Source organism: Gleimia europaea ACS-120-V-Col10b (assembly GCF_000411155.1).
Classification (GTDB): Bacteria; Actinomycetota; Actinomycetes; order Actinomycetales; family Actinomycetaceae; genus Gleimia; species Gleimia europaea_B.
Genome location: NZ_KE150267.1, coordinates 61,087 through 76,023 on the forward strand (window position 1 = coordinate 61,087; position 14,937 = coordinate 76,023).

General features: G+C 56.8%; 15 protein-coding genes and 1 tRNA gene. 12 read left to right on the forward strand and 4 right to left on the reverse strand.

Features of this window, described 5'->3' with window-relative positions; translation table 11 throughout:
• Positions 1-100 precede the first annotated feature (100 nt).
• The 4 genes from eno to HMPREF9238_RS07355 all read left to right on the forward strand — a co-directional run bounded on the left by eno (position 101) and on the right by HMPREF9238_RS07355 (position 3,647).
• On the forward strand, positions 101-1,381 hold the full coding sequence (eno, locus tag HMPREF9238_RS07340) for a phosphopyruvate hydratase (RefSeq protein ID WP_016444825.1): 1,281 nt from the start codon (positions 101-103) through the stop codon (positions 1,379-1,381).
• A 365-nt stretch (positions 1,382-1,746) separates the two neighbouring features.
• On the forward strand, positions 1,747-2,145 hold the full coding sequence (locus HMPREF9238_RS08990; protein ID WP_198009505.1) for an FtsB family cell division protein: 399 nt from the start codon (positions 1,747-1,749) through the stop codon (positions 2,143-2,145).
• A 3-nt stretch (positions 2,146-2,148) separates the two neighbouring features.
• Complete coding sequence (locus HMPREF9238_RS07350) at positions 2,149-2,685, forward strand: DUF501 domain-containing protein (RefSeq protein ID WP_016444827.1); 537 nt, start codon at positions 2,149-2,151, stop codon at positions 2,683-2,685.
• Positions 2,682-3,647, forward strand: a complete 966-nt coding sequence (locus HMPREF9238_RS07355) for a Ppx/GppA phosphatase family protein (protein ID WP_016444828.1) — start codon at positions 2,682-2,684, stop codon at positions 3,645-3,647. Before HMPREF9238_RS07350 ends, HMPREF9238_RS07355 begins: the two co-directional genes overlap by 4 nt.
• Positions 3,648-3,665: 18 nt before the next feature.
• On the opposite strand, the gene nhaA is transcribed toward HMPREF9238_RS07355, so the two are convergent.
• Positions 3,666-5,060 carry a Na+/H+ antiporter NhaA gene (nhaA, locus tag HMPREF9238_RS07360; RefSeq protein ID WP_016444829.1) on the reverse strand — a complete coding sequence of 465 codons (1,395 nt, stop codon included), beginning with the start codon at positions 5,058-5,060 and terminating at the stop codon, positions 3,666-3,668.
• Positions 5,061-5,278: 218 nt separating this feature from the next.
• On the opposite strand from nhaA, the gene HMPREF9238_RS07365 reads away from it, so the two are divergent.
• The 3 genes from HMPREF9238_RS07365 to HMPREF9238_RS07375 all read left to right on the forward strand — a co-directional run bounded on the left by HMPREF9238_RS07365 (position 5,279) and on the right by HMPREF9238_RS07375 (position 6,793).
• Positions 5,279-5,355: transfer RNA gene (locus HMPREF9238_RS07365), tRNA-Leu, on the forward strand.
• A gap of 87 nt (positions 5,356-5,442) precedes the next feature.
• Positions 5,443-6,378, forward strand: coding sequence for a Bax inhibitor-1/YccA family protein (locus HMPREF9238_RS07370; protein WP_016444830.1), 936 nt, complete (start codon positions 5,443-5,445; stop codon positions 6,376-6,378).
• A gap of 13 nt (positions 6,379-6,391) precedes the next feature.
• A complete protein-coding gene (locus tag HMPREF9238_RS07375) occupies positions 6,392-6,793 on the forward strand; it encodes an FKBP-type peptidyl-prolyl cis-trans isomerase (RefSeq protein ID WP_016444831.1) in 402 nt (133 codons plus the stop codon).
• An 83-nt stretch (positions 6,794-6,876) separates the two neighbouring features.
• Here the strand turns inward: HMPREF9238_RS07375 and msrA are convergent, their stop codons facing one another.
• Positions 6,877-7,506 (reverse strand): peptide-methionine (S)-S-oxide reductase MsrA, encoded by a 630-nt coding sequence (gene msrA / locus HMPREF9238_RS07380; RefSeq protein ID WP_016444832.1) that lies wholly within the window; start codon positions 7,504-7,506, stop codon positions 6,877-6,879.
• A 121-nt stretch (positions 7,507-7,627) separates the two neighbouring features.
• Here msrA and HMPREF9238_RS07385 point away from each other — a divergent pair, with 121 nt between their 5' ends.
• On the forward strand, positions 7,628-9,058 hold the full coding sequence (locus HMPREF9238_RS07385) for an AI-2E family transporter (RefSeq protein WP_016444833.1): 1,431 nt from the start codon (positions 7,628-7,630) through the stop codon (positions 9,056-9,058).
• A 197-nt stretch (positions 9,059-9,255) separates the two neighbouring features.
• Here the strand turns inward: HMPREF9238_RS07385 and greA are convergent, their stop codons facing one another.
• On the reverse strand, positions 9,256-9,735 hold the full coding sequence (gene greA, locus HMPREF9238_RS07390) for a transcription elongation factor GreA (protein ID WP_016444834.1): 480 nt from the start codon (positions 9,733-9,735) through the stop codon (positions 9,256-9,258).
• A gap of 96 nt (positions 9,736-9,831) precedes the next feature.
• Positions 9,832-10,542: a PAQR family membrane homeostasis protein TrhA gene (trhA, locus tag HMPREF9238_RS07395; protein ID WP_016444835.1), complete on the reverse strand. Its 711-nt coding sequence runs from the start codon at positions 10,540-10,542 to the stop codon at positions 9,832-9,834.
• A 145-nt stretch (positions 10,543-10,687) separates the two neighbouring features.
• Between trhA and HMPREF9238_RS07400 the strand changes: the two genes are divergently transcribed.
• From HMPREF9238_RS07400 to pflA, 4 genes are all read left to right on the forward strand, one after another.
• Entirely contained in the window at positions 10,688-11,452 is a 765-nt protein-coding gene (locus HMPREF9238_RS07400) for an isoprenyl transferase (protein WP_016444836.1), read from the forward strand.
• A 164-nt stretch (positions 11,453-11,616) separates the two neighbouring features.
• On the forward strand, positions 11,617-13,725 hold the full coding sequence (pflB, locus tag HMPREF9238_RS07405) for a formate C-acetyltransferase (RefSeq protein WP_083938959.1): 2,109 nt from the start codon (positions 11,617-11,619) through the stop codon (positions 13,723-13,725).
• A gap of 4 nt (positions 13,726-13,729) precedes the next feature.
• Entirely contained in the window at positions 13,730-13,981 is a 252-nt protein-coding gene (gene grcA2 / locus HMPREF9238_RS09155; protein ID WP_016444838.1) for an autonomous glycyl radical cofactor GrcA2, read from the forward strand.
• A gap of 5 nt (positions 13,982-13,986) precedes the next feature.
• A complete protein-coding gene (pflA, locus tag HMPREF9238_RS07415) occupies positions 13,987-14,901 on the forward strand; it encodes a pyruvate formate-lyase-activating protein (protein ID WP_016444839.1) in 915 nt (304 codons plus the stop codon).
• Positions 14,902-14,937: the final 36 nt, after the last annotated feature.

Sequence of the window (14,937 nt, forward strand, 5' to 3'; positions counted from 1 at the left end):
ACCTGAGGGGGATGCAGACCGTCTGCAAAACCCTAATGAGGGAACGATAACTCGTTAAAAATAGTCCGCGACATTACCGGATCTATAGAAGGAGAAAAACATGGCACACATTGAGGCCATTGGTGCTCGCGAGATTCTTGACTCTCGTGGCAACCCGACTGTTGAAGTTGAAGTTTTGCTTGACGATGGCACCGTTTCACGTGCAGCCGTTCCGTCGGGTGCTTCTACCGGCGCGTTTGAGGCCGTTGAGCGTCGTGATGGCGACGACAACCGCTACATGGGTAAGGGTGTCGAGGATGCTGTTGAGGCAGTAACGCACGTTATTGCTCCTGAGCTGATCGATGAAGATGCCACGGAACAGCGCCTGATCGATGAGGTCATGATCGACCTTGACGGCACGGACAACAAGGGCAAGATTGGCGCAAACGCCATTCTTGGTGTTTCACTGGCTGTTGCGAAGGCAGCTGCGGAGTCCTCCGGCCTTCCGCTATACCGTTACATTGGCGGCCCGAACGCACACGTTCTGCCCGTTCCGATGATGAACATCCTCAACGGTGGTTCGCACGCCGACACGAACGTTGACATCCAGGAGTTCATGATTGCTCCGATCGGCGCCGGCTCGTTCCGCGAGGCCCTCCAGTGGGGTGCTGAGGTCTACCACACCCTCAAGGGCGTCATTAAGGGTCGTGGCCTATCCACCGGCCTTGGTGACGAGGGTGGTTTCGCGCCGTCGCTCGAGTCGAACGCTGCTGCGCTTGACCTCATCATTGAGGCAATCGAGAAGGCTGGCTACAAGCCGGGCAAGGACGTTGCGCTTGCTCTTGACGTTGCTTCTACCGAGTTCTTCAAGGATGGCAAGTACATGCTTGAGGGTGAGGGCCGTGATACCGAGTTCATGGTGAAGTACTACGAGAAGCTAATGGCGCAGTACCCGCTAGTTTCGATTGAGGATCCGCTTTCTGAGGACGAGTGGGATTCTTGGGTCAAGATTACGAGCGAGATTGGTGACAAGGTGCAGCTGGTTGGTGACGACCTGTTCGTAACGAACCCGGCTCGTCTTGCACGCGGCATTAAGGAGCACGCCGCTAACGCTCTGCTCGTTAAGGTGAACCAGATTGGTACCCTCACCGAGACGCTTGACGCTGTTGAGGCTGCACACCGCGCCGGCTTCAAGTCGATGACTTCGCACCGTTCTGGTGAGACCGAGGACACCACGATTGCTGATCTCGCTGTTGCAACGAACTCCGGTCAGATCAAGACTGGCGCTCCGGCTCGTTCTGAGCGCGTTGCTAAGTACAACCAGCTTCTTCGCATTGAGGAAGAGCTTGCCGACGCAGCTGTTTACGCTGGTCGTAGCGCCTTCCCGCGCGCAAACTTCTAAGCCTTTACAGCAGGCGGTTTGACCGCGCGCTGATAGAGCATTGAAACGGGGCCTTCGGGCCCCGTTTCTTTTGTTCCCCTGCTCTCGGCGCGGTTTAGGCAAGTTTGCTTAAGTTTTGTAAAACTAGAGACATGAGTGAGCGTCGGGTTAACGGATTTCGTCGTCCAACCATGCCAAAAGGCATGGGGAGCGGTGCGAAGAAAGCTACCCCGCAACCCAAGACTGCCGGTATCGTCCGGAAGAGTTCGCGACTCAACTCGTCTTCTAGAAGCAGCAGGCCGCGCCCGCAGGCAAGAAAAAACAGCGTTACTGTAGTACCGCAAGCCCCTGTTGCAGAGCGCAAGGTATCACTGAAGGCGTTTGCCTTGACTCTGACTTTAGTGGTTGCTCTTTTGGGCGTGTCACAGCCGCTCCACCAGTGGTGGTCACAGCAACGCGAATACCGCTCGGTTCTAGCCCAGATCGAGCAGGCAAAGCAGACTAATGCTGAGTTGCAAGACCAGTTGGATCGCTGGAGCGACAAATCGTACGTGGCATCGCAGGCGCGGGCGCGACTGCAGTACGTCCAGCCGGGGGAGACCCAATATCAGGTGCTTGATGCGCCCGGCCTCGCGGATGGGATGGCAGATACCAAGCCTGTTGAAGAGCAGGGCCCGCCCCGCCCGTGGTACCTAGTTGTGGCTGATACTGCAGATGCGGCCGATGATGTGAACCAACCGGTTTTGCTTGATCCGTCGGTCCGTGTGAAGAAGAGCGAGGAATAAGCATTGGATAGGACGCAAGATGTTGATCTGACGATTCTTGAGCTTCAGTTGGGGCGCGAACCGCGCGGCGTTTTAGGTATTGCAGCCAGGTGTGTATGCGGCGCTCCTTTGGTGGTGGCTACCGCACCTCGTTTGGAAAATGGAAGCCCGTTCCCAACCCTGTATTATCTGACGCATCCTGCGGCTGTTAAGGGCTGTTCCGTGCTCGAGTCTAATCAGTGGATGGAACACTTGAATGAGCAGCTTGCACAGGACGAGCAACTCCGCGCCAAATACGCCGCCGCCCACCGCGCCTACATCGCGGCCCGCGACGCGGTAGAGAAGGTAGACGAAATCAGTGGCTTTTCGGCCGGAGGCATGCCCGAGCGTGTGAAGTGCCTGCATGCCCTCCTCGGCCACGCACTCGCTGCGGGCCCGGGCGTGAACCCGATTGGAGACTGGACGCTGGCCAAGCTGGAAGAGATGGGGCTGTGGGAGAGGCAGAAGTGTTCCTGTCTGGCCGGTCAAACTCCCGCTGATTTTGAAGGAGAACGCGCGTGAGCGAAGACTTCCCGTGGCTTTCGGGCCGCGAGGGCGGCAAAGTGGCGGCGATTGATTGTGGCACCAACTCCATCAGGCTTCTGATCGGGCACATGGAGGCGGGTTCGTTTGTTGACGACCTGCGCACGATGGAAATCGTGCGGCTGGGTGAGGGCGTGGATCGCACGGGCCGGCTGTCTGAGGCCGCGATTGCGCGCACTGCGAAGCAGGCAAAGGAGTATGCGCGCATTTGTCGCGATGCCGGGGTGAACAGATTACGGTTTGTAGCCACGTCTGCGAGCCGTGATGCACAAAATCGCGATGACTTCCGCGCCGCCATCAAGAACGCGGTGGGTATTGAGCCCGAGGTCGTGGAAGGTAGCGAGGAGGCCGCACTCTCATTCAACGGTGCGGTCTCTAGCCTACCTGAAGCTGAAAACCCCGTAATGGTGATTGACATTGGGGGAGGCTCCACCGAGTTCGTAGCGGGTAGCGCTGAAGATGGCCTGCTCGGTGCTGTCTCAATGAATATGGGGTCGGTGCGCGTGACCGAAAAGTTTCCGCAAATCGCAACCGCGAATCCGGATACAAGCGCGGCGGCGGCGTGGATTGACAGTTTGATTGACGAGGCGGCAACGGTTGTCCCGTTTTCGGGAGTTAACTCGCTAGTTGGGGTTGCCGGTACGGTCACGACTATCACCTGCCACGCCCTCGGCCTTGACAAATGGGATCCCGAGGCTGTGCATGCGTCGCACTTTAGCCTCGAGCAGATGATCGCGTCCTGTGACTACATGATTAATGCCAGCGTGGATGAACTTGCTCGCCTGCCGTACATGCCGGCTGGGCGTGAGGACGTCATTAGCGGTGGCGCACTCATTTGGCGGCAAATAGTTTGCCGCGCAGCAACGGACAATCCGAAGCTACGCGGCAACTGGGTTTCGGAGCACGACATCCTCGATGGAATCGCGCTGTCGATTATCTAGTTGATCCTTAGGCTGCGATCACGAGGAGAACGCGCGTAAACGGTTCGCAGCCGCGCCGCGCGCATGCAGGTTCGCGCGGTAGTGCACCGCGTATCCACCGGCGATGGCCGCAATCGCGGTGCCCATCATGACTCCCATCTTGGCGTGCGGAATGTGAACCGAATCGGCAGGGAATGCGAGCCCGGCGATCAGTAGCGCCACGGTGAAGCCAATGCCGGCAAGCGTGGCGATGGCCACAATATCGGGCATATCTACACCGGCGCCCAGGCGCAGGCGGGTGAACTTCGTGAGGAGCCAAACGGAGCCCGCGATACCGATTAGCTTACCCAGGGGCAGACCAAGGGAAACACCGATCGCTACCGGGTCGGCCAGCGTCTCCACAACGCCGCCGGACTCCGAAACGTTCACGCCAGCAGCAAAGAAAGCGAAGAAGGGAACCACAATGCCGGCTGAAATAGGATTGATCTTTTCGGCCAGGTAGTGGGACCACTGCGGTTCGCCGCGTCTACGCGCTGCCGGCACCAGCAGACCCATCGCAACGCCCGCGATCGTGGCGTGCACACCGGACACGTGCATGAAGCCCCACGCGACGGTAGCCACGGGAATAAGGAGCCACCAGTGCATGTAGCGGCGCTGAACAAAGAAGCCGAACAGAGCAATCAGCGCAATAGAAATACCCAGGGCGAGGAAGTTCAGGTCCGTCGAGTAAACCACGGCAATGATGATAATTGCGAGGAGGTCATCAACTACCGCCAGAGTGAGAAGGAAGGTGCGTGACGCCGGGGGCATGCCCTTGCCGAACACGCCGAGAAGCGCAACGGCGAACGCAATGTCGGTGGCTGCGGGGATTGCCCACCCGGAGAACGCTTCGGAGCCTGTAAAGACTTGTACCAGCAGGTACACAACGGCCGGGCCGATCATGCCGAACACTGCGGCGAGCATAGGTAACGCGGCCTCGCGGATATCGCGCAGCGCGCCGGTCACAAATTCGGTTTTAAGCTCCAGGCCAACCACGAAGAAGAAGATGGTCAACACGCCGTCCGCTGCCCAGGCGGAGACCGGCAAATGCAGATGCCACGCTTCTGGGCCGAAGGTGAAGTTAGCCATGTTCTCGTAGATGAACCCGATCGGCGAGTTCGCCCACGCGAGTGCAAGCAATGCCGCCACCACCAATAGCATGCCCGCCTTCGTTTCATCTGAAACGAAGCGAACAAAAGACTTCGGGAGGTCCTTGACGCTCTTTAGTGCGTGCGGTCTAGCGGCGTTACGTTCTCTCTCGATTTGTCTAATCTGCGACGACGAGAGAGCGAACGGGCGTTGCATTCCCATATTTCCGGGCAGGTTGTGTGTGGACCTGCGTTTAATACTGGGATCAGGGTTCACGCCGGGTCTTCTACGGCCGTCAGACCACATACGGCTCACCTTTCTTTCAGATAATCGGTGCCTCATGCGAGGCGTGCCTTAGGTTCGACTTTAATCAATTTGAATGGTTCTTGAAGGGAAGAGGATAAGATTTGGGCGAAAACGGTGCAATATGTAACACTTTTTGCGAGCTTCGCGCTATTTTGCGAAAGTAAGCTGGGTAAGTGAGTTTGGCGTAACCAGGCGTTTTCGCCTTAGAATGGGCGCAAGCCCCCATAGCCCAATTGGTAGAGGCAGTCGACTTAAAATCGACCGAGTGCCGGTTCGAGCCCGGCTGGGGGTACCAACTTCGCAGTTAAATGTTTCGGCCATGTGCAAAGTCCGCTATATTCGTAGCAATTCACGCGATACCAATATTTAGGAGCGGATGGATATGAGTAGTAACCCCGTGATGGTCGAGCTCGATAAAGAGATTTCTCGAACTCCGGCCGGATACCCATCGATGCCGGGCTACGAGCCGGGCAAATCTGGTACTGGCACCCAGACTTCGGGCGTGCGGCACTCTGGCCGGCACGCGACGCCGCACAGTTCATACGAAACCGCACCGGGCACGCAGCCCATGGGCGAGTTTGAGGACGCTTACCGAGCTCCGGCTGCGGACGCGGCTAATACGGGCCGCATGACTTATGACGATGTGATCGTGAAGACCGGCTCAATGTTTGCCCTGGTGCTCCTTGGCGCGGCTGTGGGCTGGTTCGGGATCCGCATGTCGCCAGGGCTTGCGCTTCCGCTCGTATTTGGGGGCATGATCGCCAGTCTCGTCCTGGCAATGGTGAACATCTTCTCGAAGACCATTCGTCCCGGTCTGATCGCAGCTTACGCGATTGCAGAAGGCCTCCTGCTGGGTGCGCTCTCACTGCTGTTCGAGATCCTTTATCCGGGTATCGTTTTACAGGCGGTTATCGCCACGTTCGTGGTGATCGGTGTGGCTCTTGCCCTGTTTGCTTCCGGCAAGGTGCGCTACACGTCGCGCACAAACCGTTTCGTGCTGATTGGCCTGTTCTCGGTGCTGGGATACAACCTGGTGAATATGATTCTGGTGTGGACGGGGGCTCTAACTACGCCGTTTGGCATGGGATCTTTCAGCGTGTTTGGTATCCCCCTCGGCGTGATCGTGGGCGGGTTCGCCATTGTGATCGGCACGTACAGCCTAATTGGTGATTTCGATATAGCCAAGCGCGGCGTCGAGGCCGGCGTGCCCGCCGCTTTCGCTTGGCGCGTTGCATTTGGAATCACGGTAACGGCCGTGTGGATTTATGTTGAGGTGCTGCGCCTGCTGGCAATACTGCGCTCTGTTGCCGGGGATTAAGTAGACTGGCGCCATGAGTGAATATCTGAAAGTATCCGATAACTTCCTGCGCAAGCCCACCATTGAGTTCCTTACCGAGGAGCCTCCCGCCGGCCTGCATGTGGAAGTGATTCGCGAGGGCGCGGGTGCGCCCATCACGCCAGGCAACCAGATTGATGCGCACTACATCGGTCAGGTTTGGAACGGCAACGTGTTTGATAACTCCTACGATCGTGGTGAGCCGCTGTCTTTCACCGTGGGTGTTGGTATGGTTATCCGCGGTTGGGACGAGGGGCTGATCGGTATTCGTGAAGGCTCGCGCGTGGTGTTGTCTATTCCGTCTGACCTTGGCTACGGTGACGCGGGCGTGCCGCAGGCTGGCATTGGTGGCGGTGACACCCTCGTGTTCGTTACCGACGTGGTGCGAGTCAGCTAAACCAGCCTTAAAAGCGGCGGCCTCCAATCCATTTAGTGGGGCCGCCGCTTTGTTGTGCGCTAAGTTGCGCGGCTTAGCGTGTATTACACGATGCCAATAGGGCAGGTCATGCCGTTTGGCCCGTGGTTGCAGTACCCGTTTGGAATGTGGTGTAGGTAGGCCTGGTGGTAGCGTTCAGCCAAGTAGAACGTGCCGGCCTCCTTCGCGCTCACGATTTCCGTGGTGATCTGGCCCTTGCCGTGCTCGTTGAGTACGCTTTGGAACGCGTTGCGCGTAGCAAGGGCGGCCTCGCGCTGGTTCTCATTCGTGTAGTAGATCGCGGAGCGGTACTGCGTGCCCTGGTCATTGCCCTGCCGGTTGAGAGTAGTGGGGTCGTGGTTTTCCCAGAACGTCTTAAGAATTTGTTCGCCACTGATCTTGCGCGGGTCATAAACTACGCGGACGATTTCGGCGTGGCCGGTCTGACCCGTACACACCTCCTCATACGTGGGGTTCAGAGTTGTTCCGCCCATGTATCCAACGGCCGTTGCGATAACGCCGGGCAGGTTCCACATGATGCGCTCCGCACCCCAGAAGCAACCCATGCCAACGTAGATCACTTCGTACGGTTCGTCCCAGGGCCCCTCCACGGGAGTGTTCAAAACGGGGTGGTTTCCAAGGTTAGAGGCAACCGGTGTTTGCCTGCCTGCAATAGTGCCGCTGTGAGTAGCCATGCTCGTCCTTTCTTTTGACTCACAAATTACATCCATGAGGCGCCCTCCGCGAGGGCATACGCTTAAAAACAGGGAAGGCGGTATACTTCCTTGACGGCGGTATAAAGACTTTGGAGGTCACATGGCCAAGCGTCGCGCCACGCGAGTGAGCGATCTCTTCGACAGATTTTCCGAGCCCCTCTTACGGGCTCGCGAGTCAATCCAGCCCGAACCGGTACGAGTGGAGCGGATTGAGTCCATGCCACATCCGGATAGGCGAGTGCAAGATCATGTGAGTTGGCCGCTACAGGTGGCGGCCGCCTGGTCTTGGCGGATGGTAATTGTTGTCTTCGCCCTCGGTCTGATCGCCTACGGACTGTCATACGTTACAGTCATCGCTATCCCGGTGGCGCTAGCACTGCTACTTGCCGTGTTGCTCGATCCTGTTAATCGTCTGTTTTACCGCAAGCTTGGCCTCCCGAAGGCCGCCAGTGCCACGCTCAGTTTGCTAATTGGTGTTGGGGTTGTGGCCGGCCTGATTTCGCTTTCTTCCTCGCAAATCATTTCGCAGTTTGGGGATCTCGTTTCGCGCGCAACGGACGGCTTCACGCGCCTAACCGAATGGCTGAAGACGGGGCCTCTTCCCATTGAGAGCGAAGCGGTAGATAAGTACTTAAACTCGCTAAATGACGAGATCATTAATGCGGTTCAACACAACTCTCAGCGCCTCGCCTCTGGTGCTCTGTCCATCACGATCACGGTGGGCAACGTATTCACGGGCACTCTGATTGCGCTGTTCGTCCTGTTCTTCTTGCTGAAAGACGGACGCAAGATTTGGATCTGGTTCTTGCGTTGTATGCCGCAGCCGGCACGCGTTCCTCTTCACGAGGCTGCGGTTCGCGGTTGGACCACGCTCGGCTCGTACGCGAAGGCGCAGATCCTCGTGGCTGCGATTGACGCTACGGGTATTGGTTTGGGCGCTTACTTCCTCGGGGTTCCCCTCGCTATTCCGCTGGCCGTTCTAGTGTTCTTAGGCTCGTTCATTCCGATTGTGGGCGCGTTCTTTACCGGCACTATCGCAGTGTTGGTGGCGTTGGTGGATCAGGGCTTCATGACCGCAGTGTTCATGCTGATAGTTATTTTGGTTGTCCAACAGGTGGAGGGTAACGTGCTACAACCGTGGCTCATGTCTAACGCGGTCTCGCTTCACCCTGTTGCCGTGCTACTCGCGGTTGCGGCCGGCTCGCTCCTATTCGGTATTGCGGGCGCTCTGTTTGCCGTTCCGGTTCTGGCCTTCCTCAACACCTCTATCCTGTACCTGTATGGTTATGACAAGTTCCCCAATTTGGCTACCGATAACGAGCGCGCGGGCGGGCCTCCAGGATCTTTGGAGGAACAGATTTTGACCTCCTACGCTCCCAACATGCGCCGCGTCAATCCCGAGGCCGAGCCGACAGAAACAGTCGACGAGGATGAAGCAAGCGAAACGAAACCCAGCGAAGTACTATCTGGGGCTACGCAGGATGGGCTCGAGGAGGCTCCAGCTGAAAGTAGCGATGCGCCCAGCGAATAGTTCGACCCTCGCGGGGTAGCCCAAGGTAGAAGATAGCGTGATCTTCGCGTACCGGGCGTTACGCGTGGGTTAGCCTGGCGCAACGTAGCGCGCCGCAGCTGCGGATAATAATTCGGATAATAAATAAAATGGTGGCGATTCCAAGGAAAAGGAAGTTTCCTGGAACCGCCACCATTTGGATGCGTGTTATTTGCGCATTAACCCTTGTACGGGACGGCGTCGATGATTTTCACCGCGATTTCCTTGCCGTTGGGGGCGTAGTAAGAGACGGTGTCGCCCTTCTTCGCACCCATGATGGCTTCGCCAAGTGGAGCGTCAGGTGAGTACACCTCGACGCCCAGGCCGGTGCCGGTCATGCGTGAACCGAGTAGGAACTCTGAACGCTCACCCATGATCTCAGCGGTAACCATCATGCCGAGCTCAACAACGCCGTCATCAGCGGGCGTTTCTCCAACCTCAGCTTCTTTAAGAAGATTCTCAAGCTGCTGGATACGCGTCTCGTTCATCGACTGCTCGTCACGAGCAGCATGGTATCCGCCGTTCTCTTTGAGGTCGCCTTCTTGACGTGCCTCGTCGATTTTGCGCGCAATCTCAGCGCGCAACTGCGTGGAACGGTGCGTGAGCTCTTCCTTGAGCCGGTCGTATGCTTCCTGCGTCAACCAAGTTTTTTCGGCCATTGGGCCCTCCCTATAAAACGAACGACGCCGCGACTTGGAAAAGAAAATCCAAGCCGCAGGCGCGAGACGTGATCACTCTAGCAAGGAAAACGGGGTTTAGGTAGCTGACAGCACCGCGATAAACGCCGCAACGCAATGAGTTACCCATCCGGCAACCGTGAGTGAGTGAAACACTTCGTGGAATCCGAAAATGCGAGCACTAGGACCGGGCCATTTGAATCCGTACACGAGGGCGCCGAGCGTATAGCAGATACCGCCGGCAACAAGTAGCCACACAACCGCCGGGCCGCCCGATTGCCACATGTCTGGTAGGTACCACAGAGCTACCCAGCCGAGTACCACGTAAATCGGGGTGGTGAACCACCGGGGAGCGCTGGGCCAGAACACGGCTGTGCCGATACCAAGCGCCGCCCCGATCCACACGATCAGTAACACCTTGGTGGCTTGCGCCGGGGTTAGTAGCGCCACACAGATCGGCGTGTACGTGCCCGCGATGAGTAGGAAAATATTTGAATGGTCAAAGCGGCGTAGCAGTGCGTTGGTCTTGGGGCCCCAATTCCCGCGGTGATATAGCGCGGACATGCCGAACAGAAGCATGCTACACACCAGGTAAACAGCTGACGCCCACCTCGTTCCCATTGTGGGAGCAAGGATCAACAGGACGAGGGCAGCGAAAAACGCCAGAGGAGTTGTTACAAGGTGAATCCAGCCGCGCATCAGGGGTTTGACTGAGGCAGGTGCAGACGGCCTAGCCAGCATTGAACCGCGCGCCGATAGGGCAGTGTCAGTATGGGTTTGAATTTGCATTTCTGCTCCATAACTTACGGTGTCGTAACTTAAGGTTACGCGCGCGTAAGTTAGCGGTCAAGAAGGTATTATCTTCAATCCCGATCGAACCTCATCTACTATCGAAGCAAGGGGAGCGTAAAATCGTATTGAGAAGGAGTGAGGGATGGAAAACCGTTTGCTATACAGCCTGTACGAAAAACGGCTGGTGTCTGAACTCGCTCCAGAACGACTGCCTAAACATGTGGGCGTGATCTTGGATGGAAATCGCAGGTGGGCGCGCGAGGGCGGCAATGCTACCGCTTATGGACACCGCAAAGGCGCCGATAAGATCACCGAGTTCTTGCAGTGGGCCGAGGAGCTTGGCATTAAGATAGTCACCCTCTGGATGCTGTCAACCGACAATTTGGATAGGGATGAGGCCGAGCTTCGCCCACTGCTTAAAATCATCGCGGAAGCTGCCCGGCGCCTGGCAGACGATGGGCGATGGAATCTAAAGTTTGTTGGTGACCTTTCGCTGCTGCCCGATGACATTCGAGAAGAACTTGAAGACTGTCTGGTTTCTACGAAAGACCGTGGGCCAGGGTCTCTGGATGTCAACATTGCCGTCGGCTACGGCGGTCGCCACGAGATTACCGACGCTGTTCGTGCGCTCCTTCGTGCATACTCACAAAAGGGCTTGAGCATTGATGAGGTCGCGGATGTCTTGACCGTGGATGACATCACTGATCACCTTTACACTGCCGGAGTGCCGGATCCTGACCTGGTGATTCGAACGTCTGGAGAGCAGCGACTCTCGGGATTCCTGCTCTGGCAGTCAGTACATTCGGAGTTCTATTTCACCGAGGCTTACTGGCCCGACTTTAGGCGAGTTGACTTCCTGCGCGCGCTACGTGACTTCGGGCAGCGTGAACGCCGCCTCGGTAAGTAAAATCACTTTGTTTCCCACCCTGACTTTTCGTTGGAGTGGAGCGCGAAAAGCATGTTCTCAGTGGGTAAGTGAGTAACTTTGCACACATGTCTGACCAATTGGTCGTTATGTTGGGTATCGTGGTGAATGAAAATGGTATCGAATATGTGAAATCGGAGGGTTTAATGTCATTTATCTCCGTCGACGAGCACGCTGGCCGTGAAAAAGTCGATTTTGCCGAGTGGGAAGGTTTCAACACCGGAAACTGGGACTGGGAAATCGATGTCCGAGACTTTATACAACGTAACTACACCCCCTACCTGGGTGAAGCAGATTTCCTCTCTGGTCCCACGGAAAAAACTTTGCGTCTATGGCAGACGCTTGAGGAAAAGTACCTCTCGGAAGAACGTAAGCGCCGCGTCTACGATGTCGATCTTGACACTCCGGCCGACGTTGATGCTTTCGAAGCGGGCTACATCAGCGAAGATGACGATGTTGTCGTTGGCCTCCAGACCGATGTTCCGCTGAAGCGCGCGATGATGCCCGCCGGTGGGTGGCGCATGGTGGAAACCGCCATCAGGGAAGCTGGCAAAGAGCCGAACGAAGAAGTGAAGAAGATCTTCACGAAGTACCGTAAGACTCACAACGATGCGGTGTTCGACATTTACACGCCGCGTATTCGCGCGGCCCGCTCCTCGCACATCATCACCGGTCTGCCCGACGCGTACGGACGCGGCCGCATTATCGGTGATTACCGTCGCGTAGCGCTTTACGGTGTTGACTACCTGATCGCGCAGAAGCAGGCTGACAAGGATCGCTTTGCGAATCAGCCTTTCTCGGAGGATTGGGCGCGTGATCGCGAAGAAATTGCGGAGCAGATTAAGGCTTTGAACAAGCTGAAGAACATGGCCTCAAAGTACGGATTCGATATTTCGCGTCCGGCAAATACGGCTAAGGAAGCCGTGCAATGGACCTACTTCGGCTACCTCGGTTCGATTAAATCGCAAGATGGCGCCGCAATGTCGTTTGGCCGTCTCTCTGGTTTCTTCGACATCTACTTTGAGCGTGACTTCGCTCGCGGCATCCTCACGGAGGAAGAGGCTCAGGAAATCATCGATGCGTTGGTCATCAAGTTGCGCATCGTCCGTTTTTTGCGTACCGAAGCTTACGACCAGATTTTCTCCGGTGACCCGTACTGGGCAACCTGGTCTGACGGTGGTTTTGGCACGGACGGGCGCACGCTCGTAACCAAGACCTCGTTCCGTCTGTTGCAGACGCTGGTGAACCTCGGCCCTGCTCCCGAGCCGAACATCACGATCTTCTGGTCCCACGAGCTTCCCGAGGGATACAAGAAGTTCTGCGCTAAAGTCTCGATTGAGACGTCCTCAATCCAGTACGAATCAGATCACCAGATCCGTGACCGTTGGGGCGATGACGCCGCTATTGCATGCTGCGTATCCCCGATGAAGGTCGGCAAGCAGATGCAGTTCTTTGGCGCCCGCGTAAACTCGGCCAAAGCCCTCCTATACGCCATTAACGGTGGTCGCGACGAGGTTTCAGGCAAGCTGATTGTGCCTGACCACGCTCCGGTTGAGGGGGACGGCCCGCTGGACTTTGACGACGTGTGGGAAAAGTATGAGCAAATGCTCGATTGGGTGATCGGCACCTACGTTGAGGCGCTGAACATCATCCACTACTGCCACGATCGCTACGCGTACGAGTCTATGGAAATGGCGCTGCATGACTCTGAGATCACCCGCACGATGGGTTGTGGCATTGCCGGCCTGTCGATTGTTGCGGACTCACTGTCTGCAATCAAGTACGCGAAGGTAACCCCTGTTCGTGACGAAACTGGCCTCGTGGTCGATTACGTCACTGAGGGCGACTTCCCGCGTTACGGTAATGACGATGACCGTGCTGATGACATCGCGGCAACGATCGTTCACACTGTGATGGAGAAAATCAAGGCCATCCCGATGTACCGCAACGCAATCCCCACCCAGTCGGTGCTGACGATCACTTCAAACGTGGTTTATGGCAAGGCCACGGGTTCGTTCCCGTCGGGTCACCAGGCTGGCACGCCGTTCGCTCCGGGGGCAAACCCAGAAAATGGTGCGGACACGCACGGAATGCTCGCCTCTATGCTTTCGGTTGGCAAGCTCGACTACTCCGACGCGTTGGACGGTATTTCGCTTACCAACACGATCATTCCTTCGTCCTTGGGACGAAACTTGGAAGAACAGATTGAGAACCTCGTCGGTATCATGGATGCCGGCTTTATCAAGAAGGACTAGCAAAATGACTGTAAAGAGCTTTGATGAACGCCTCGCATCGATGAAGGCAAGCCGTGAAGCCACTGGCGGTGTTGAGGGTCTGTACCACGCCAACATCAACGTGTTGAACCGAGATACCCTTGAGGACGCAATGGAGAACCCGGAGAAGTACCCACAGCTTACGGTGCGCGTGTCTGGCTACGCCGTTAACTTCGTGCGCCTTACGCGCGAGCAGCAGCTTGACGTGCTCTCTCGTACCTTCCATGCAGGTATGTAAGCAGATTGAGTGACGTAACTTCGGGGCGGGCTTCGCTTGCTGGGTCTTCCGGGTATTCGGAAGGTTCAACGGGGGAGTACCGCCCCGATCCTTTGGAATATGAGGTTCCCCGCGCGCAAGGTGCGGGGCTGAACGGTATTGCTCCGGCCCCGCACATGGAGCGAGCTGAGCACTTTCAGGCCGTTCGCGAGGGCAGGCTAGGCTCGGTTCATTCGTGGGAGCTTGTCACCGCGATGGATGGGCCAGGAACGCGGGCAACCGTGTTCTTCTCGGGATGCCCCCTGCGCTGCGTGTACTGCCATAATCCGGACACACTGTACATGCGTAAGGGCACTCCAGTTTTGCTTGAAGACCTCATGGATCGTTTGCGTCGGTACAAGACGATCTTCAAAGTAACGGACGGTGGTGTAACGTTCTCTGGCGGCGAGCCTTTGATGCAGCCTGCGTTCCTGGCAAACCTGCTTCGCGCGTGCAAGGAAGAGGGGATTCACACCACGATCGACACTTCGGGAAATCTGGGTGTGAACTGCTCGGATGAAATGCTTGCCGACATTGATCTGGTGCTTTTGGATGTTAAGGCAGGGGATCAGCAGACGTACTTCAAGACCACTAAGGCACAGCTGGAACCGACTATCGCGTTTGGTGACAGGTTGGCGCAGCTCGGTAAGCGGGTGTGGGTTCGTTTCGTGCTGGTTCCAGGTCTTACGGACAAAAAAGAAAACATTGAGACCGTGGCTGACATCGTGGCGAGGTGGCCTAATGTTGAGCGTGTTGAGGTGCTTCCGTTCCACCAGATGGCGCGGGACAAGTGGGACGTGCTGGGCATGGAGTATGAGTTGGAAGACGTGGAGCCTCCCACGCCAGAAAAAACTGAAGCCGCGCGCGAGGTGTTTCGGTCCCGTGGGATTGAAACCCACTAACCAAACCGGTAACGGTTCTAGCACTCGCCGTGCTTG